Below are 16,921 nucleotides of genomic sequence, written 5' to 3'. Positions count from 1 at the left end.
TTATGGCCATGCCGATCTGGCGCCGATCCTGTTGATCATCGCGGGCAGCTATGTCTTTGTGCCCTTTGCCGTGGTGCCGATGGCGCTGATGGGCCGCAAGATGAGCTTTCACGGCCACTTTGCCGTCAATGTCGGCGGGGCGCTGGCACAAGGTGTGGTGGCACTGGTCCTCTCGTGGCTGGGCTTCAAGGCCTTTGCGCTGGCCTGGGCAACGCTGGCCAATGGCGTGGCGCGGGGGATGATCGCGCAACTGTTGCGTCCGGCACTGCCCTGGCCGCTGCGCTTTGACGGGGTGTTGCCGATTGTATCGACCGGATCGCGGCTGACGACTCTGTATGCCTGTGGCGCGTTGGGCAACCGCACGCCCGACATGATCGTGGGCAAGCTGCTGGGCCTGCTCTCGGTCGGCCTCTACAGCCGCGCGGCCAGCCTGTCGGACCAGTTCCGCATGCTGATTTCTGGCGCGATCGGCAGCGTATTCTTTCCCGCCTTTGCCCGCAAACGCGACGCGGGTGAGCCGCTGGGCCCGCCCTATCTGCGCGTGGTGGCAGGCTATACGGCGGTGATCTGGCCGGGGATGGCGGGGCTGGCATTGGCCGCCCAACCGGTGGTCCATCTGCTCTATGGCGACAAATGGATGGAGGTCGCGCCTCTGCTGGCCACCATCTCGCTGACCGAGATATTCCTGGTGATGCTGCCGCTGCACACCGATCTGCCGATTCTGCTGGGACGGTTGAACAAGCTGATGGTGTTCAATGTCATCGACACGGTGATGTCCTTGTCGCTGCTGGCGGTGGGGTGTTTGTGGTTCGGCACGCTGGGCGCGGCGGGATCACGGGTGGTCTATGGCGTGTTCTGGGTGGCGCTCTATGCGCGGTTTCTACAAGGACTGGTCGGCTTTGACGTCCGGGCCCTGCTGATCACCTATGCCAAAAGCGGGATCGCCACGCTGGCCGCACTGGCCCCGCTGGCGGCGGTCTATGCGCTGTGGATGGGGCCACGCGTCATCACCCTGCCGGTGCTGATCCCGGCGGTGGGCGCGGGCATCGGGCTGTGGCTGGTGACGCTGGTGCTGATCCGCCATCCCGCGCTGGACGATCTGTTCGGGCTGATCACCCATCTGCCCGGCGGTCACCGGCTACGCCCGCTGCATCAGGCAATCACGGCACGCTAACCCCGCGCTTTGGGCTTTTGTTTTGGTGGCGCCGCCCTACATAGGCGCGATGCCGCCAGAAACGCCCCAATCCGCCGACAAAGCCGCCCGCCATGATGGCTGGCAGACGCTGCGCCGCTTCCTGCCCTATTTGTGGCCCGCCGATAATCGCGCGCTGCGCTGGCGGATCACGGCGGCGGTAGGGCTGATCCTGCTGTCGACCGCCACGCAACTGGCGCTGCCCTATGCGCTGAAATGGGCGATCGACGCGATGGGGCCAAACGGCGGCCTGTCCGGCCCGCGCCCGATGCAATTGGCGATGTGGCTGGTGCTGGCCTATGCGGCGGGGCGCTTTGCCGGCACGCTGTTCGACAATCTGCGCAACATCGTGTTCGAACGCGTCGGGCAGGACGCCACCCGCGTGCTGGCCGAGAACGTCTTTGCCCGGCTGCACCAACTGTCGCTGCGCTTCCATCTGGCCCGCCGCACCGGCGAAGTCACCAAAACCATCGAGCGCGGCACCAAGAGCATCGACACGATGCTGTATTTCATGCTGTTCAACATCGCCCCCACGGTGTTGCAACTGATCATCGTCGCGGTGATCTTTCAGCTGAATTTCGGCTGGGGGCTGGTGGCAGCCACGGCCGCGGCGATCGCGTCCTATATATGGGTGACGCGGACCATCACCGAATGGCGCACCCATCTGCGGGAAAAGATGAACCGGCTGGATGGCCACGCCCTGTCGCGCGCGGTCGATTCATTGCTGAATTACGAGACGGTCAAATATTTCGGCGCCGAAGCGCGTGAGCAGGAACGCTATGCCAGCGCGACGCGGGCCTATGCCGATGCGGCGGTGCGTTCTGAAAACTCGCTGGGGCTGCTGAACATCGCACAGGCGCTGGTGGTCAATCTGCTGATGGCGGGGGCGCTGGCCTATACCGTGTGGGGCTGGGCGCATGGCGAATATACCGCGGGCCAACTGGTGTTCGTCCAGACCTATCTGACGCAATTGTTCCGCCCGCTGGACATGCTGGGCATGGTCTATCGCACCATTCGTCAGGGCCTGATCGACATGGCCGAAATGTTCCGCCTGATCGACACCCATGTCGAGGTGCGCGATGTCGCTGGCGCTCCGGCCCTGATCGCACACCAGCCCAGCGTGGTGTTTGACGATGTGGTGTTCGGCTATGACCGTGACCGCACCATCCTCAAAGGCCTGTCCTTCGAGGTGCCAGCGGGCCACCATGTCGCCATCGTTGGCCCATCGGGCGCGGGCAAAAGCACGATCGGGCGGCTGTTGTTCCGCTTTTACGATCCGTGGTCGGGCCGCATTCTGATCGATGGTCAGGACATCGCGCAGGTCACGCAAACCAGCTTGCGCGCGATTCTGGGCATTGTCCCGCAGGATTCGGTGCTGTTCAATGAAAGCATCGGCTATAACATCGGCTATGGCCGGGATGGCGCAAGCATGGCCGACATTCAGGAAGCCGCGCGCGGGGCCGCGCTGATGGGCCTGATCGAGCGTCTGCCGGCCGGTTTGGACACCGAAGTGGGCGAGCGCGGGCTGAAGCTGTCTGGCGGGGAAAAGCAGCGGGTGGCCATCGCCCGCACGCTGGTGAAAAACCCGCGCATCCTGTTGCTGGACGAGGCCACCAGCGCGCTGGACACCCGCACCGAGCAGGACATTCTGGCGACCCTGCACACGCTGGCCGCGAACCGCACCAGCCTGTCGATCGCCCACCGCCTGTCCACAATTGTTGACGCTGATAGCATTATCGTCCTGTCAGAAGGCCGTTTGGCCGAACAGGGCAGCCACGCCGAGCTGCTGCGCTATGATGGGCTGTATGCCGAAATGTGGGCGCGTCAGGCAAACGAGGTGCAGACCGATCAGGCCGCGCAATAAGGCCGCCAATCCCACGCAAAAAAGCCGGGAGACCATTGCTGGTCCCCCGGCCTTTTTTGTGGTCCTGACGTCAGGCCCCAAGCGGATCGCTTAGAAGCTGGCGGTCAGCGACAGCACCGCGGCCGTCTTGGTGGCGCGATACATTTCGTTGGTGCCACCAGCGTCAGCCTTCGACACGTTGGTGCCGACCAGCTGGGCGCCCACGGTGATCGCCTTGATCTTGTACGCCACGCCGACCGAGTAGTCCATGTAGGGCTTGGTCCAGGCAAAACCACCGGCGGTGTGACCGATGTGCGCCGTGAAGGTCAGCGGGGTTTCGGGAACGGCGAAAGACAGGTCAGCATACTTGTAGACGCTGAACTTGGTCGCGGTGCCAAAGGTGGTGAAGTAGTCCTGCTTGGGCGCCCAGTACAGGCCAGCCTTGGCCGAGACCGGCCCAATGGTCTTGCTCACCGAGCCGTACAGCTCGTAATAGTTGCCAGCAGGCGCACCCGGATAGATGTAGCCATAGACGCCACCGTCAAAGGTGATGCCGGCAAAAGCCTTCGAGTAGCCGCCGTAAACGTCGATTTCGGTGCCGCCGATGTTCACAGCGCTCTGGCCGGCGCTAGCGCTCGAACCCCAGACCGACACGTAGAAACCCGACTTGTGGGTGGCGGTAACCGACATCTGCACGGCCGGCTTCTGGTCCGACTGCGAGATACCGCGGAAGCGGTACTGCGACACAACAGCGGCGCTGCCGGTCAAGGTGATTTCCGGGGTTTCCTCGGCGTGAGCAACCTGAGCGGCGAAAGCCATGGCAACCGCAGCAGCGGCGCTAGCGAACTTGATCTTCATAAGGAGCCCTCTTCGTTAATCTTTCAGGATCCCTACCTGCGTGTCAGCGTGCCTACCTCGCTTTGGGTTGATCTCCGCGACGCGGACATTGCTATGCCGCCCTTGTGCGCTGCACAATATACCGCGTTACATTTTCGCGTCATTGGAACGACACTGTGCCATTTCGGCAACTACCCGCGTGGCGAACAAATCGCCCGCAGCACAAGGCCCGGCCGCACCCATTGGTGAAACCGGGCCCATATGTACGAAAACACCGCGTGGACGGCGCGGACGATCAGATCGCCACATCCTTCCACACCACCGCCTGCCCCACTTTGACGCACGCATTTTCAACGTCATACGTCATGGTGGGGGAGCCATACAGCCGCCAGCCCTGCGACAGCGCCTCGGCCACGCGCTCGCAAAAGGCGCGGTCGTCCTTACCCGTCAACAGGCGATAGATCGGCCGGTCATCCTCGGTCAGATGGGCGGGGCGGGGCAGTTCGCAACTGGCGTCCTGGGGGGAATCAGACATCACGGCCCTCCTTTACAGAATGTATTTCGACAGATCAGCGTCACGCGCCAGCCCGTCCAGACGCGCCGCAACATAGGCCTCGTCAATGGTGATCGTCTCGCCCTTGCGGTCTTCCGCCTCGAACGACAGCTCCTCCAGCAGCTTTTCCATGACGGTCTGCAACCGGCGGGCGCCAATGTTCTCGACGCTTTCGTTCACCTGCGCGGCGGTGCGGGCGATGGCGCGGATCGCCTCGGGGGTAAAGTCCAGCGTCACCTCCTCGGTCCCCAGCAAGGCGCGGTACTGCTCGACCAGATTGGCGCGGGTTTCCGACAGGATGCGGACAAAGTCGTCCTCGGACAGCGCCGTCAGTTCGACGCGGATCGGCAAGCGGCCCTGCAATTCGGGCAGCATGTCGCTGGGCTTGGACACATGGAACGCGCCAGAGGCAATGAACAGCACATGGTCGGTCTTCATCGGCCCGTATTTGGTGGCCACCGTGGTACCCTCGATCAAGGGCAACAGGTCGCGCTGGACACCCTCGCGGCTGACCGAACCGCCGCGCACATCGCTGACCGCGATCTTGTCGATCTCGTCGATAAAGACGATGCCGTTCGCCTCGGCATTGGCCAGCGCGACGCGGGCGACGTCATCCTGATCCATCCGCTTTTCGGACTCCTCGTCCACCAGCTTGTCCCAGGCGTCGGCCACGCGCATCTTGCGGCGCTTGGTCGGCTTGCCACCCATCGCCTTGCCCAGCATGTCGGACAGGTTGATCATGCCAACGCCCCCGCCCATGCCCGGGATCTCCATGGGAGCGGCAGGGCTGGCCTCGACCTCGATCTCGACCTCCACCGCGTTCATCGCGCCCTCGTTCAGACGCTGGCGAAAGCTTTCGCGGGTGGCTTCGCTGGCGTTTTCCCCCACCAGCGCTTTCAGCAAACGGTCCATGGCAGCCTTGCTGGCAGCCTCGCGCACAGCCTCGCGGCGGCGCTCCTTTTCCAGCCGGATTGCTTCCTCGGCCAGATCGCGGCCGATCTGCTCGACATCGCGCCCGACATAGCCGACCTCGGTGAATTTGGTCGCCTCGACCTTCACAAAAGGCGCGTCGGCCAAACGCGCCAGACGGCGGCTGATCTCGGTCTTGCCGCAGCCCGTCGGGCCGATCATCAGGATGTTCTTGGGGGTCACCTCGTCGCGCAGATCGGGCGAGAGGTGCTGGCGCCGCCAACGGTTGCGCAAGGCCACGGCCACGGCCTTCTTGGCCTCGGCCTGACCGATGATATGTTCGTCCAGCGCGCGCACGATCGCGCGGGGGGTCAGATTGTCACGCATGGTTTGTCCCCTCAGCCGATCGTTTCCACCGTCACGCGGTGGTTGGTAAAGACGCAAATATCCGCCGCCACCGCCATCGCGCGGCGGGCGATCACCTCGGCATCGGATTCGTAATCGGCCAGCGCGCGGCCGGCTGCCAGCGCGTAATTGCCGCCAGAGCCGATGGCGGTGATGGTGCTTTCGCCCGTTTCCTCCGGCTCCAGCACGTCACCATTGCCGGTCAGCACCAGCATCGTGTCAGCGTCCGCCACGATCATCAAGGCTTCCAGATTGCGCAAATATTTGTCGGTGCGCCAATCCTTGGCCAGTTCCACCGCGGCGCGCATCAATTGCCCGCGATGCGCCTCCAGCTTGCGCTCCAGCCGTTCAAACAGGGTAAAGGCGTCCGCCGTCGCACCCGCGAAACCGGCGATGACATTGCCATTGCCAATGCGGCGCACCTTGCGCGCGTTGGGCTTCATCACGGTGTTGCCCATCGACACCTGACCATCGCCCGCGATGACGGTCTTGCCGCCCTTTTTGACGCCGATGATGGTCGTGCCATGCCACTCGATCAGCCCGTGGCCGGCTTTGCTGCTGCTATCCATGCGCAGCGATATGGGGGGCGTCGTGGCAATGTCCAGACCGCCCCCGCAAGATCATGCGTGTCAGCTGCCGTTGGGGCCGCGACCGCCACCGCTGGGCCCACCAGCGCCCGCGCCACCGCCGCCTGCGCCCACCGTGCCGATATTGCCAAACAAGTCTTCCAGCAGCGTGCGCTTTTTGCCCAGCGTCGGCGTTATCTCCTTGCTCGGCACGATCTGGGCCACGCGTTCGGCCCCGGCGCGGTCAACGGAAAGCACGTTGCCCTTGGGATCGAAACGCACGCGCAGGATGGTCTGCTTGTCCACGCGGGGGGTGCGGAAGGCCATCTGCTTGGTATCGGTAGCGATGTAATACCACACCTGATCGCCAAACTGGCTGGCCAGCGTCGGACGGCCCAGCGTGCGCTCGACCGATTGCTTGTTATCGACGCCCACCTGCACCGAATCGATCAGCGCCTGATCAACCAGAAAGCCGCGGTGATCGCGGATCGAGGTGCAGCCACCTGCCAACAGGCTGACCGCCAGCGCCACCGCGCCCAGCTTGCCGCCCGTCCAGCCCTTTGCCTTGATCGCCTTAGCCAGCATTGCGTTTCACGCTCCAAACTCAAAACATCGGCCGGAACAGCCGGGACGATTGCCGCCCGGTTGCCCCGATCCGGTCCCACCGGGGTTTGCATCAGCCTTACGGCCCAAATGCCCGCTTCGCAATGGCGCTTGGCACGAGGGCCGCGCCGTGGCAACGGGCGAGTGAAAGGCTGGCGCCGCCCAAGGCGTGCAAACCGGCCCCGCACAACCAAATCGTATCGCACCTGGGATGCGCTTGGGCTGGCTGGCTTTAATCGTGGATGAACAAGCCGGACCTGACCCACGCGTTTTGGCCCCGCAGCATGGAACAAAGGCCGCATAGTGATGACCAATCCCGCGCAATCCAGCCCTTCGCTGCTCAACCGCCTGTGCCGGGCAGTGTTTGGCTCGGGCTCTGACCCGGTCGAGACGGTACGCCCGCTGTGGCACCGCGTGGTCGAGATCGCCCGCGAAACACCGTGGTACGCCACCCATGGCGTGGCCGACACGCTGGGCGGGCGATTTGACGCGATCACCATGGTGCTGTCCGCCGTGCTGGTGCGGATGGAGGCCGATGACGCGCTCAAGACGCCATCGGTCCTGCTGACCGAGCTGTTTGTCACCGACATGGACGGCCAGTTGCGCGAATCAGGCGTGGGCGACATGGTGGTGGGCAAGCATATGGGCCGGTTGATGAGCACGCTGGGTGGCCGTCTGGGTGCCTATCGCGATGGTCTGGCCGCCTGCGACGATACCGCCCTGACCGCCGCGGTTCTCCGCAACGTCAGCCTGAACGAAGGCGCCGATCCGGCAGCCCTCGCCCTTGCCTTGCGCCAATTGGCGCGCGATCTGGACGCCACCGGGGCCGATGCCCTGCTGGCCGGGAGCATTGCACGATGAGCAACCAGCATGCAGGCGGCGAATTCAGCCACGTCATCGACCTGCGCCATTACGAGGATGGCCCGCTGAACCTGACCGCCACGCCACAACAGTGCAAGGATCTGGCCCGCCGCTTCGACCTGCGCGTGGTCAAGCATCTGTCGGTCAAGCTGACGCTGTTGCGCGAGGGGCCGGTGGTGACCGCCACTGGACGGATGCAGGCAGCGATCGTGCAGGCCTGCGCCATTTCGGGCGAGGATCTGCCGGTCTCGATCAACGAGGCGCTGAAGCTGCGATTCGTCCCCGAATCCACCGCCGCCATCGAACCCGACGACGAGATCGAGATCACCGAGACCGATTGCGACGAGATCCCCTTTGCCGACAACCGCTTTGATCTGGGCGAGGCAGTGGCCCAGTCGCTGGGTCTGGCCTTCGATCCCTATGCCGAGGGGCCAGAGGCCGAAGCCGTGCGCGCATCGGGCCTGCTGGGCTTGGAAAACACCAGCCCCTTTGCCGCGCTGGCCGCGCTGAAAAAGGATTAAGGCTCACTGTGTCTGGCTATAAATACAAATAGCCAGACGAGGCCGCCGAATAAAACAAAGGGGAAGGCGATCAGGCCCGCAACAGGAGACCACAGGCGGGCCACGGTAGCAGTAACGCCCACCATTATCACCGGCGCAGCCACTAAGACAGCCACGCCCTGCCAACATGTCGGCACATATTTGGAGGGGCGGCCCGGCACGCCCCGGAACCAATATTTGCCAGTCATGGCGCCGCCGCCCTCCCGTTAATCAGAAAGGTCGATCCTCAGAACGGGATGTCGTCGTCCAGATCCTCGGCGAAACCACCAGAGGTGCGGCCCCAATCGCTGCCGCCACCCGACGAACCGCCGCCAGCATTACCGCCGCCCGACGAACGGCCCCAGTCGCCGCCGCCCGATGCGCCACCACCGCCCGAACGGCCACCGCCAGAGCCACCGCCCCAGTCGCCACCGCCCGACGAACGGCCGCCGCCGCCCTGACCGCCGCCAGCACCCGGCGCGCCGTCCAGCATGGTCAGCACGCCGCCCACGCCGCCCACGCTGATTTCGGTGGTGTAACGGTCATTGCCGCTCTGGTCCTGCCACTTGCGGGTGCGCAGCTGGCCTTCGATATAGACCTTGCTCCCCTTGCGCAGGAAACGTTCGGCCACGCCCACCAGACCATCGCTGTTCAGCACAACGCTGTGCCACTCGGTGCGCTCCTTGCGCTCACCGGTGGTGCGGTCCTTCCACTGCTCGCTGGTGGCGATGCGCAGATTGGCAATGCGCCCGCCGTTCTGAAACGACTTCACCTCAGGATCGGCGCCCAGATTGCCGATCAGGATGACCTTGTTGACGCTGCCTGCCATTCTTCGCCTCTTTGCCTATAGCCCGAGGGCAATCGCCCCCCAATATGTGATTCCGGCAAAGACGTAGGCCAGCCCAAACAGATACGCCAGCATGAAGCCCGGCCATTTCCACCCATTTGTTTCGCGCCGGGTGACAGCGATGGTGGAAATGCATTGCGGCGCAAACACAAACCACGCCAGAAACGCCAGTGCGGTTGGCAGGCTCCAGCGTTTGGCCAGTTGATCGGACAGTTGGTGAGCCGTTTCATCCTCGTCGCTGCTGTCCACGGCATAGGTGGTCGCCAGTGAAGACACCGCCACCTCTCGCGCCGCCATCGAGGGGATCAGCGCCAGCGCAATGTCACGGTTGAACCCGATCGGCTCCACCACCACGGCGATGCCATTGGCGATTCGCCCGGCGATCGACGCGTCAACCTGGCTTTCACCTTGTCCGGCGCGCGGAAAGTTCAGCAACAGCCACAGCACGACCGTCACGTAAAAGATGATCGTGCCCGCGCGGCGCAGGAAAATCCACGCGCGCTGAAACAGGCCCAGCCCCAGATCGCGCAGGCGTGGCATCTGATATTTGGGCAGTTCCATGATAAACCCGCTGGCCGCGCCCTTGGTCACAGTGCCGCGCAGCGCCAGCGCCGCCAGCATCGCGCCGACAATGCCGATCACATACAGGCCAAACAGCACCAGACCCTGCATGCCGATCATCCCGCCCGGCCCTACCGGCCTATTGGGGATGAACGCCGCGATGATCACCGCATAGACCGGCAAGCGCGCCGAACAGGTCATCAAGGGCGCGATCAGGATGGTGGTCAGCCGGTCGCGCGGATCGGTGATCGAGCGTGTGGCCATGATCCCCGGCACCGCACAGGCAAAGCTGGACAGCAGCGGGATGAAGCTGCGCCCCGACAGGCCCACGCCCGCCATCAGGCGGTCCATCAGGAACGCGGCCCGCGCCATATAGCCTGATGCTTCCAGCGCGAGGATGAAGAAGAACAGGATGATGATCTGCGGCAGGAACACCACCACCGATCCGACCCCCGCCAGCGCGCCATCGGTGACAAAATCGCGCAGCAGGCCAGGGGCCATGTGCCCCTTGACCATTTCGGTCAGGATCCCCACCGCGCCTTCCAACCCATCGGCAAAAGGTGCGGCCCAGCTAAACACCGCCTGAAACACCACAAACAACAGCGCAAACAGGAACACCGGCCCGATAAACGGGTGCAACAGCACACGGTCAACGCGCGAATGCAGACGATGCTTGGCGCTTTCGGAAATGATCGCGGCGCTGGCGATGGCCTGCGCCTCGACCCGGCGTTCGACCATGTCCAGATGCGCGCGCGGATGGGGCGTATCGCTGGCATGCGATTCGGCCTCGGCAATGGCGGCGGCCAGTTCGGTCAGGCCACGGCGGCGCACCGCCACGGTCGGGATCACCGGCACGCCCAATGCCTGCGCCAGCACCTGCGGGTCCAGCACCAGCCCGTCACGCTCGGCCAGATCGACCATGTTCAACGCCACCACGGTGGGTTTGCCCAGCGCGATGACTTCCTGCGCGAACACCAGATGCTGTTCCAGATTGCTGGCGTCCAGCACGATCACCAGCACATCGGGCGCGGCCTCTCCGGCCAGTTCGCCCAGAATGACGCGGCGGGTCACTTCCTCGTCGGGACTTGTGGCATGCAGGCCATACGATCCCGGCAGGTCGGTCAATTCGACCGGCTCGCCGCTGGGCAGGATCAGGCGCCCCGCCTTACGCTCGACCGTAACACCGGGATAGTTGGCGATTTTCTGCCGAGCCCCGGTCAGCGCATTGAAAAGCGCGCTTTTGCCTGCATTGGGATTGCCAACCAGCGCGGCAGAGCGTTTCCGGCTCATGCCCCCACCTCGACCAGCGCCTCGACCGACATTGCGCAGGCATGCACCCGGCGCAGCGCCACCATCATCCGGCCGATGCGGATCGCCAACGGATCGCGCCCGAACAGCACGCCGCGATGCTCCACCCGCACCACCGCGCCCACATCCAGCCCCAGCGCCCGCAAACGCCGCGCCTCTTCCTCGACCAATTGCGACCAGTCGACCGCGCTGATCCGCGCGGGCGTATCGGTGGGCAGATTATCCAGTGTTATGGTTGTGACGGTGCTCATGGTCGGGGACGCTGCCAGAAAGGCGGATTAATTGCAACTGGTTCGCAATAACCCACCTGTGGCAGATTGCCCCACCCCGAGACAGCCCTATCGCGCCGGATAGCGCAACCGGCCCAGCAGACGCACCGGGCTGAAATGCATCCCATCATTGCGCAACAGCTGCGCCTTGGCCTTTTCAAAGCGCATGATGCCGTCGATCCGCCGCTCCAGAAACGCCATCGTCTCGGCCTTGTCCGGCGACGTGTCATTCACCACCACCGCCAGACAGGCGGCATAGATCGCCGCCAGAGTCGTCCGCTTGGTATAATGGTTATAGTCAGCCGCGCGGTCGCCCGCCTGCCGCCACATCAGATCGGCGCTGGCCCAGCCCATCCGCAGGCTGTCGGGCATATGGCGAACATGTGCCATCAGCGTCTGCGCGCGGCGCAACGCCTCCTCGCGCCCGGCCACCGCCATCAGGCGAAACGCCAATTGGCGGCGGATCCGTTCACGCACCGGCAGCTTGGCCAGCAGATCGGCAGGCAGGGCAGCGGTCATTTCAGCATCGATATGCGCCACCCAGGCCGCGATCATCGCCACCGGCCCACCGGCAAAGGCATAGGCGGCGACATCAGCAGGCACACCGGCAACAGCGGCCGCATCAGCCACCGCCGCCGCTGTCCAGCCGTCAAACACCGCCGCATCGGCCAACGCCGGGGCCATCCGCAACCGGATCGCGTCCAGCGTCTGATCGTCCTGCATGCTTGTCGCCACCATCACGCCCCCACTTTACAGTCGCGGGCCATAGACCGGGCCGCCACCGGCCGGGCCGGATTTGGCATTGCTTTCGATCTCCTGCAACACTGTGCCGCCGCGATCCAGCTTGGCATAATCGCGGGCGCTGCGGCCCGAGCTGTCGGCGCGGTCGGGATTGGCCCCCGCCTTGAGCAACACCCGCATCATCGCCAGATCGCGGCGATGCACGGCAAAGATCAGCGGCGTTTCGCCCGTGCTGCCGGTTTCATCCACCCGCGCGCCAGCATTGATCAGCGCCTGCGCCCCTTCGACAAAACCCAGATTCGAGGCGATCACCAGCGCGGTCGCACCCTTGTTGTCGCGGATGTTCGGATCAGCCCCACGGCTGATCAGAAAAGCGATCCAGGCCGCGTCCCGCCGGGCGGTAACAATATGCAGCGCGGTTTCGCCGGTGGTGCTGTCCTGCGTGTTGACGATCGTCGTGCCCGGTTCGGACAAGGCATCGGTCACTTCCTGTCCTTCGCGCTTGCGCACGGATTCAAGGAATTTATACCCCTTTTGGAACTGGGCGGCAGCAGGCGTGGGCGCCAACAGCGCCAGCCCGGCCAGCGCCGCGATCATCGAAACCCAAACGCGCTGTGCCATCCCTTGCGGGGGGTACGAGCGGAAAACACGCGCAAAGTTCACTGTATTCATCCTCCTGTGCCGGTGCGGGCCCGCGTTGCCTTGTCTCGTGCCGCCCCTGTGGCCAAAGCCGCGCGCATTGCCCGCAATCGCACCTTGCACCGCGCGCTTTAGCAGAGCATGAACCGCTGCGCCATGACACTTGCGTTCAAAAATCCCGCCGTTTCCGTATTACGCGCCTTGGGCGTGGCGCTGCTGCCCGCCTGCCTGCTGCTGACCGCCTGTGGCGGGCCGGGGGCCGCGACGGTGGACTATCCGCTGGCGGGGGCCAAGATCGGCGGGCCTTTCACCCTGATCGACAAGAGCGGCAAGACCGTGCGGTGGAGCGATTTTGACGGGCATTACCGCATCGTCTACTTCGGCTATACCTTCTGCCCGGACGCCTGCCCGACCGATGTCGCGGTGGCGATGCGCGGGCTGGACATCTATGCCAAAACCCATGGCGCACAAGCTGACGCGCTGCGCCCGATCTTTATCTCGATCGACCCGGCGCGCGACACGCCGCAGGTCGTGGGCCAATTCGCCGCCGCCTTCAGCCCGCGGCTGATCGGCCTGACCGGCACGCCGCAACAGGTGGATGCGGCGGCCAAGGCCTTTGCCGCCTATTACGCGCGGGGCAAGGACAGCGCCGATGGCGGCTATTTGATGGACCACAGCCGCAGCGCGTTTCTGATGGCCCCCAATGGCGATCCGATCACCATGCTGCCGGTCGATCGCGGCCCGCAGGCGGTGGCCGATGATCTGGCCAAATGGATCAAGTGACCCCACGATGAGCACCGTTTTGCGCGACCGTTTCTGGGAAACCCCCTTGCACAAGCTGTCCAAGCCCGAATGGGAGGCGCTGTGCGATGGCTGTGGCCAATGCTGCCTGCACAAGGTGGAGGACGAGGACACCGGCGACATCTATATGACCAATGTCGCCTGCAAGCTGCTGGACCTGCGCACGGCGCGATGCAGCGACTATCGCAACCGGCGCGATTTCGTGCCTGATTGCATCAAGCTGACCGCCAAATCAGCCGGGCGCCTGTCATGGCTGCCCGACACTTGCGCCTATCGCCGGCTGGCCAATGGCGAGCCTTTGCCCGATTGGCATTACCTGCTGACGGGCGATGAGCAGGGGGTGCACCGCGCGGGGGTGTCGGTTGTCGGCAGGGCGATTTCGGAAACACTTGCCGGGCCGCTGCAAAACCATATCATCTGGCCCGAAGGCATGGCCCCGCTGGAGATGTTCGAAGACCCGGACGGCGAGCCTTAATAGGAGCCGCGAACGCCTGATGCTGGACTGGTTGCGCCGCAAGCCACAGGACACACCCACTCTGGCGGTGGGCGGGCGCAGCCTGCCATTGGCCATCCGGCGCATGGCGCAAGCCCGGCGTATGACGTTGCGCCTCGCCCCCGATGGCAGCGAGATCCGCGTTACCATGCCCAAATGGGGTATGACGCAGGACGCGCTGGATTTCGCCCGCGCCCGCATCGACTGGATAGAGGGGCAATTGTCCCATGCCCGGCCGGTGCAGCAGATCCTGCCTGGTATGCAATTGCCGTTTCGCGGGCGGCTGGTGACGCTGTGCCACGATCCGGCGGAGCGGCGCGTAATCCGCCTACAGGGGGATTTGCTGATGCTGGGGGGTGCGGTCGAATCGATCGAGCCCCGGCTGGCCCGCTGGCTGAAGGCGCAAGCGCGCGAGCTGTTTGCCGCCGATCTGGCCGACTATGCCGCGCGGGCGGGTGTGCCGATGCCGCCGCTGGCCCTGTCCAACGCGCGGGCGCGCTGGGGCAGTTGCTCGTCCACCGGGGCGGTGCGACTGAACTGGCGGCTGGTGATGGCGCCTGACGCGGTGCGCCGCTCGGTCGTGGCGCATGAGGTCGCGCATCTGGTGCATTTTGACCATTCGCCCCGCTTTCACGCGCTACTGGGCTCCCTGTTCGAAGGCGATATGGGCACCGCCAACAGCTGGCTCAAACGGCACGGACGCAGCCTTTACGCGCATTTTGCCTGAACTGCGCGCGCTCTGTTGACCATTCGTCTGCGCGGCGCTGGTAATCGCGGCCAATCCTGCCTATTTGAGCGACCATGATATTCAAGCGCAAGAATCCCATGTGGCAAGACGTGTCGCCCACCGGCGCCATCAGCGATTTTCTGCTGGTGTGGCGTTCTGCTGGCCGCGACCGCTGGTGGTTTCTGGCGCTGGCGGCGCTGGCCACCTTTGCCATCTTCTCGCTGATCATTCAGGAAGAGCATCGCGCCCCGCCGCGCGCGCCCTCGATCACCTATATCAACAGCTGGCGGGCCGACCGCTCGGACGAGGAAATCAAGGCCTCGAACAAAGAGAACCAGTGGATCAAGGATCAGGTGGCCGCTGAACGCGCACAGGCCGAGGAAGAGACGCGCAAGCTTTACGAAACGCTGGGCCGCATTTCGGGCATGGATGTCGACAAGATCAAGCGCGACGCCGCCGCCGAAAAGGCGCGCGAGGCCGCCGCTGCCAAGGGGCAGGCACAACATGACGCCAATGTCCGCGGCGGCGCGGGTGCGGCGGTATCGGCGGGGCGTTGATGGTATCGGCGCAGGACCGCCGCTGGCTGGCCGCGGCCGCCCGGCTGGCTGACCTGCGCGCAAGGCCATTGTCCCGCCCCAATCCGGGCGTGGGCGCGATTATCGTCGCCGATGGCCGGGTGGTGGCGCGCGGCTGGACACAGGCCGGTGGCCGCCCCCATGCCGAAGCCATCGCCCTTGCCGCCGCAGGCACCGCCGCGCGCGGGGCGACGATGTATGTCAGTCTGGAACCCTGCGCGCATATCTCGGCGCGCGGGCCGTCTTGTGCCGATCTGACGGCGGCATCTGGATTGGCGCGGGTGGTCGTGGGCTGTGGCGACCCCGATCCGCGCACGGCGGGCTCGGGCATCGCCCGCATCCGCGCCGCCGGCATCACGGTGGATCAGGCCGATTGCCCGATGGCGCATCAGTCTTTGGCCGGCTACCTGATGCAGCGCACCGCCGGCCGGCCGCATGTGACGCTGAAACTGGCGCTGTCGCTGGATGGCTGCATCGCCATGGCCAGCGGCGAAAGCCAGTGGATCACCGGACCGGAGGCGCGCGCACACACCCATCTGATGCGTGCCCGGTCGGACGCCATTCTGGTGGGCGGCGGCACGTTGCGCGCCGATGCGCCCCGGCTGGACGTGCGCCTGCCGGGCCTGGAATCGCAAAGCCCGCAGCGGTGGGTGCTGACCCATGGGGCCGTGCCCGAAGGCTGGCGCGCCCTGCCCGCGCCCGATGCGATCCACGGCGTGATGCCCCATGTGCAATATCTGTTTGTCGAAGGCGGCGCGGGCGCGGCGGCGGCTTTTGTCGCGGCCGGACTGGTGGATCGGCTGTTGATCTATCGCGCGCCGATCATCATCGGTGGCGGCCGGCCGGGGATTGCCGACATCGGGCTGTCACGTCTGGCTGACGCGCATGGGCAATGGCGCTTTGTCCGCAGCCAACGGCTTGGCAACGACGGGTTGGAGGTTTACGACCGGTCCCCATGTTCACAGGCATCATCACCGCCATAGGCACCATCCGCGAGGTGCGCGGCACCAGCGACATCCACGCCATCATCACTTGCCCGTTCGATCCGGCAGGCATCGCCATTGGCGCGTCCATCGCCAATTCGGGCGTCTGCCTGACGGTGGTGGACAAAGGCGGCACCGCGGGCGACGCGTGGTTCGCGGTCGACATCTCGGGCGAGACGATCGCCCGCAGCGTCCCCGGCCGCTGGAGCGCGGGCACGCAAGTCAATCTGGAACCCGCGCTGAAGCTGGGCGATGAATTGGGCGGGCATATCGTCACCGGCCATGTCGATGGCGTGGGTCATGTGGTGCTGTCCCAAATGGTGGGCGATTCGCTGCGCATTGACATTGCCGCCCCCGCCGATCTGGCGCCCTATATCGCGGCCAAAGGGTCGATCACGGTCGACGGCGTGTCACTGACCGTCAACGCGATTGCCGATCAGGACGATGGCAGCTGCCATTTCAGCCTGAACATCATCCCCCACACCGCCCATGTCACCACCATCGGCACGTTGAAGGCAGGCGATGCCGTCAATCTGGAGATCGACGTGCTGGCTCGCTATCTGAAGCGGATGCAGGCGCTCAAGGGCTGATCCCCTTTTGCCACCGCCATACAGCAAAAGGCCCGGTCGGTTTCCCGCCGGGCCTTTCGTTTATCTGCTGGTGACGCCG

The 16,921-nt window shown here is 64.9% G+C and carries 21 protein-coding genes (1 of these 21 cut by a window edge); 10 read left to right on the top strand and 11 right to left on the bottom strand.

Annotation, left to right across the window (positions count from 1 at the left end):
- Positions 1-1,174, top strand: the 3' portion of a protein-coding gene (locus GTZ99_RS12205; protein WP_227711303.1) for an oligosaccharide flippase family protein. 386 nt of this gene lie to the left of the window's left edge; only the last 1,174 of its 1,560 coding nucleotides appear in the window; its start codon lies off the left edge, out of view; the stop codon is at positions 1,172-1,174.
- A gap of 49 nt (positions 1,175-1,223) precedes the next feature.
- Positions 1,224-3,056, top strand: a complete 1,833-nt coding sequence (locus GTZ99_RS12200) for an ABCB family ABC transporter ATP-binding protein/permease (protein WP_161719175.1) — start codon at positions 1,224-1,226, stop codon at positions 3,054-3,056.
- A gap of 90 nt (positions 3,057-3,146) precedes the next feature.
- Here GTZ99_RS12200 and GTZ99_RS12195 read toward each other — a convergent pair whose 3' ends face one another.
- The 5 genes from GTZ99_RS12195 to GTZ99_RS12175 form a co-directional block, all read right to left on the bottom strand.
- Complete coding sequence (locus tag GTZ99_RS12195; protein WP_161719173.1) at positions 3,147-3,893, bottom strand: TorF family putative porin; 747 nt, start codon at positions 3,891-3,893, stop codon at positions 3,147-3,149.
- Between the two features lie 274 nt (positions 3,894-4,167).
- Positions 4,168-4,407 (bottom strand): DUF1737 domain-containing protein, encoded by a 240-nt coding sequence (locus GTZ99_RS12190; RefSeq protein ID WP_161719171.1) that lies wholly within the window; start codon positions 4,405-4,407, stop codon positions 4,168-4,170.
- A gap of 12 nt (positions 4,408-4,419) precedes the next feature.
- Positions 4,420-5,721, bottom strand: a complete 1,302-nt coding sequence (hslU, locus tag GTZ99_RS12185; protein WP_161719169.1) for an ATP-dependent protease ATPase subunit HslU — start codon at positions 5,719-5,721, stop codon at positions 4,420-4,422.
- An 11-nt stretch (positions 5,722-5,732) separates the two neighbouring features.
- Positions 5,733-6,308, bottom strand: coding sequence for an ATP-dependent protease subunit HslV (gene hslV / locus GTZ99_RS12180; protein ID WP_161719167.1), 576 nt, complete (start codon positions 6,306-6,308; stop codon positions 5,733-5,735).
- A gap of 60 nt (positions 6,309-6,368) precedes the next feature.
- The gene (locus GTZ99_RS12175) at positions 6,369-6,890 is read right to left on the bottom strand and encodes an outer membrane protein assembly factor BamE (RefSeq protein WP_161719165.1); all 522 of its coding nucleotides are present in this window, start codon (positions 6,888-6,890) and stop codon (positions 6,369-6,371) included.
- A gap of 324 nt (positions 6,891-7,214) precedes the next feature.
- On the opposite strand from GTZ99_RS12175, the gene GTZ99_RS12170 reads away from it, so the two are divergent.
- Entirely contained in the window at positions 7,215-7,769 is a 555-nt protein-coding gene (locus tag GTZ99_RS12170; RefSeq protein ID WP_161719164.1) for a ubiquinol-cytochrome C chaperone family protein, read from the top strand.
- On the top strand, positions 7,766-8,290 hold the full coding sequence (locus GTZ99_RS12165) for a YceD family protein (RefSeq protein WP_161719163.1): 525 nt from the start codon (positions 7,766-7,768) through the stop codon (positions 8,288-8,290). Before GTZ99_RS12170 ends, GTZ99_RS12165 begins: the two co-directional genes overlap by 4 nt.
- Here the strand turns inward: GTZ99_RS12165 and GTZ99_RS12160 are convergent.
- From GTZ99_RS12160 to GTZ99_RS12135, 6 genes are all read right to left on the bottom strand, one after another.
- The gene (locus GTZ99_RS12160) at positions 8,287-8,517 is read right to left on the bottom strand and encodes a hypothetical protein (RefSeq protein ID WP_161719161.1); all 231 of its coding nucleotides are present in this window, start codon (positions 8,515-8,517) and stop codon (positions 8,287-8,289) included. The two genes, GTZ99_RS12165 and GTZ99_RS12160, sit on opposite strands and share 4 nt — an antisense overlap.
- 38 nt (positions 8,518-8,555) lie before the next feature.
- Positions 8,556-9,137: a single-stranded DNA-binding protein gene (ssb, locus tag GTZ99_RS12155; protein WP_161719159.1), complete on the bottom strand. Its 582-nt coding sequence runs from the start codon at positions 9,135-9,137 to the stop codon at positions 8,556-8,558.
- Between the two features lie 15 nt (positions 9,138-9,152).
- Positions 9,153-11,006, bottom strand: a complete 1,854-nt coding sequence (feoB, locus tag GTZ99_RS12150; RefSeq protein ID WP_161719157.1) for a ferrous iron transporter B — start codon at positions 11,004-11,006, stop codon at positions 9,153-9,155.
- Positions 11,003-11,275 carry a FeoA family protein gene (locus GTZ99_RS12145; RefSeq protein WP_201742498.1) on the bottom strand — a complete coding sequence of 91 codons (273 nt, stop codon included), beginning with the start codon at positions 11,273-11,275 and terminating at the stop codon, positions 11,003-11,005. The genes feoB and GTZ99_RS12145 overlap by 4 nt, the downstream gene beginning before the upstream one ends.
- 87 nt (positions 11,276-11,362) lie before the next feature.
- Positions 11,363-12,016, bottom strand: coding sequence for a COQ9 family protein (locus GTZ99_RS12140; protein ID WP_161719155.1), 654 nt, complete (start codon positions 12,014-12,016; stop codon positions 11,363-11,365).
- 27 nt (positions 12,017-12,043) lie between these two features.
- Positions 12,044-12,655 carry an ankyrin repeat domain-containing protein gene (locus GTZ99_RS12135; protein WP_161719153.1) on the bottom strand — a complete coding sequence of 204 codons (612 nt, stop codon included), beginning with the start codon at positions 12,653-12,655 and terminating at the stop codon, positions 12,044-12,046.
- A gap of 174 nt (positions 12,656-12,829) precedes the next feature.
- Between GTZ99_RS12135 and GTZ99_RS12130 the strand changes: the two genes are divergently transcribed.
- From GTZ99_RS12130 to GTZ99_RS12105, 6 genes are all read left to right on the top strand, one after another.
- Positions 12,830-13,456, top strand: coding sequence for an SCO family protein (locus tag GTZ99_RS12130; protein WP_227711302.1), 627 nt, complete (start codon positions 12,830-12,832; stop codon positions 13,454-13,456).
- A 7-nt stretch (positions 13,457-13,463) separates the two neighbouring features.
- Positions 13,464-13,949: a YcgN family cysteine cluster protein gene (locus GTZ99_RS12125; RefSeq protein WP_161719149.1), complete on the top strand. Its 486-nt coding sequence runs from the start codon at positions 13,464-13,466 to the stop codon at positions 13,947-13,949.
- Between the two features lie 19 nt (positions 13,950-13,968).
- Positions 13,969-14,694 carry a M48 family metallopeptidase gene (locus GTZ99_RS12120; RefSeq protein WP_161719147.1) on the top strand — a complete coding sequence of 242 codons (726 nt, stop codon included), beginning with the start codon at positions 13,969-13,971 and terminating at the stop codon, positions 14,692-14,694.
- A 98-nt stretch (positions 14,695-14,792) separates the two neighbouring features.
- On the top strand, positions 14,793-15,251 hold the full coding sequence (locus tag GTZ99_RS12115) for a hypothetical protein (protein WP_161719145.1): 459 nt from the start codon (positions 14,793-14,795) through the stop codon (positions 15,249-15,251).
- A complete protein-coding gene (gene ribD, locus GTZ99_RS12110; RefSeq protein ID WP_161719143.1) occupies positions 15,251-16,252 on the top strand; it encodes a bifunctional diaminohydroxyphosphoribosylaminopyrimidine deaminase/5-amino-6-(5-phosphoribosylamino)uracil reductase RibD in 1,002 nt (333 codons plus the stop codon). The genes GTZ99_RS12115 and ribD overlap by 1 nt, the downstream gene beginning before the upstream one ends.
- On the top strand, positions 16,225-16,842 hold the full coding sequence (locus tag GTZ99_RS12105; protein WP_161719141.1) for a riboflavin synthase: 618 nt from the start codon (positions 16,225-16,227) through the stop codon (positions 16,840-16,842). The genes ribD and GTZ99_RS12105 overlap by 28 nt, the downstream gene beginning before the upstream one ends.
- Positions 16,843-16,921: the final 79 nt, after the last annotated feature.

It is taken from the genome of Novosphingobium ovatum, assembly GCF_009909235.1.
Lineage (GTDB): Bacteria > Pseudomonadota > Alphaproteobacteria > Sphingomonadales > Sphingomonadaceae > Novosphingobium > Novosphingobium ovatum.
The sequence above is the reverse complement of the archived record's forward strand: the minus strand, read 5'-3'. Positions and strand labels throughout refer to the sequence as shown.

Excerpts from the sequence above, each read along its gene's own strand:
- GTZ99_RS12175 (WP_161719165.1), bottom strand. The coding sequence starts at position 6,890 with ATGCTGGCTAAGGCGATCAAGGCAAAGGGCTGGACGGGCGGCAAGCTG.
- GTZ99_RS12125 (WP_161719149.1), top strand. The coding sequence starts at position 13,464 with ATGAGCACCGTTTTGCGCGACCGTTTCTGGGAAACCCCCTTGCACAAG.
- hslU (WP_161719169.1), bottom strand. The coding sequence starts at position 5,721 with ATGCGTGACAATCTGACCCCCCGCGCGATCGTGCGCGCGCTGGACGAA.
- GTZ99_RS12160 (WP_161719161.1), bottom strand. The coding sequence starts at position 8,517 with ATGACTGGCAAATATTGGTTCCGGGGCGTGCCGGGCCGCCCCTCCAAA.
- ssb (WP_161719159.1), bottom strand. The coding sequence starts at position 9,137 with ATGGCAGGCAGCGTCAACAAGGTCATCCTGATCGGCAATCTGGGCGCC.
- GTZ99_RS12105 (WP_161719141.1), top strand. The coding sequence starts at position 16,225 with ATGTTCACAGGCATCATCACCGCCATAGGCACCATCCGCGAGGTGCGC.
- GTZ99_RS12140 (WP_161719155.1), bottom strand. The coding sequence starts at position 12,016 with ATGCAGGACGATCAGACGCTGGACGCGATCCGGTTGCGGATGGCCCCG.
- GTZ99_RS12170 (WP_161719164.1), top strand. The coding sequence starts at position 7,215 with ATGACCAATCCCGCGCAATCCAGCCCTTCGCTGCTCAACCGCCTGTGC.
- GTZ99_RS12135 (WP_161719153.1), bottom strand. The coding sequence starts at position 12,655 with ATGGCACAGCGCGTTTGGGTTTCGATGATCGCGGCGCTGGCCGGGCTG.
- hslV (WP_161719167.1), bottom strand. The coding sequence starts at position 6,308 with ATGGATAGCAGCAGCAAAGCCGGCCACGGGCTGATCGAGTGGCATGGC.
- GTZ99_RS12115 (WP_161719145.1), top strand. The coding sequence starts at position 14,793 with ATGTGGCAAGACGTGTCGCCCACCGGCGCCATCAGCGATTTTCTGCTG.
- GTZ99_RS12190 (WP_161719171.1), bottom strand. The coding sequence starts at position 4,407 with ATGTCTGATTCCCCCCAGGACGCCAGTTGCGAACTGCCCCGCCCCGCC.
- GTZ99_RS12195 (WP_161719173.1), bottom strand. The coding sequence starts at position 3,893 with ATGAAGATCAAGTTCGCTAGCGCCGCTGCTGCGGTTGCCATGGCTTTC.
- ribD (WP_161719143.1), top strand. The coding sequence starts at position 15,251 with ATGGTATCGGCGCAGGACCGCCGCTGGCTGGCCGCGGCCGCCCGGCTG.
- GTZ99_RS12145 (WP_201742498.1), bottom strand. The coding sequence starts at position 11,275 with ATGAGCACCGTCACAACCATAACACTGGATAATCTGCCCACCGATACG.
- GTZ99_RS12120 (WP_161719147.1), top strand. The coding sequence starts at position 13,969 with ATGCTGGACTGGTTGCGCCGCAAGCCACAGGACACACCCACTCTGGCG.
- GTZ99_RS12165 (WP_161719163.1), top strand. The coding sequence starts at position 7,766 with ATGAGCAACCAGCATGCAGGCGGCGAATTCAGCCACGTCATCGACCTG.
- GTZ99_RS12130 (WP_227711302.1), top strand. The coding sequence starts at position 12,830 with ATGACACTTGCGTTCAAAAATCCCGCCGTTTCCGTATTACGCGCCTTG.
- GTZ99_RS12200 (WP_161719175.1), top strand. The coding sequence starts at position 1,224 with ATGCCGCCAGAAACGCCCCAATCCGCCGACAAAGCCGCCCGCCATGAT.
- feoB (WP_161719157.1), bottom strand. The coding sequence starts at position 11,006 with ATGAGCCGGAAACGCTCTGCCGCGCTGGTTGGCAATCCCAATGCAGGC.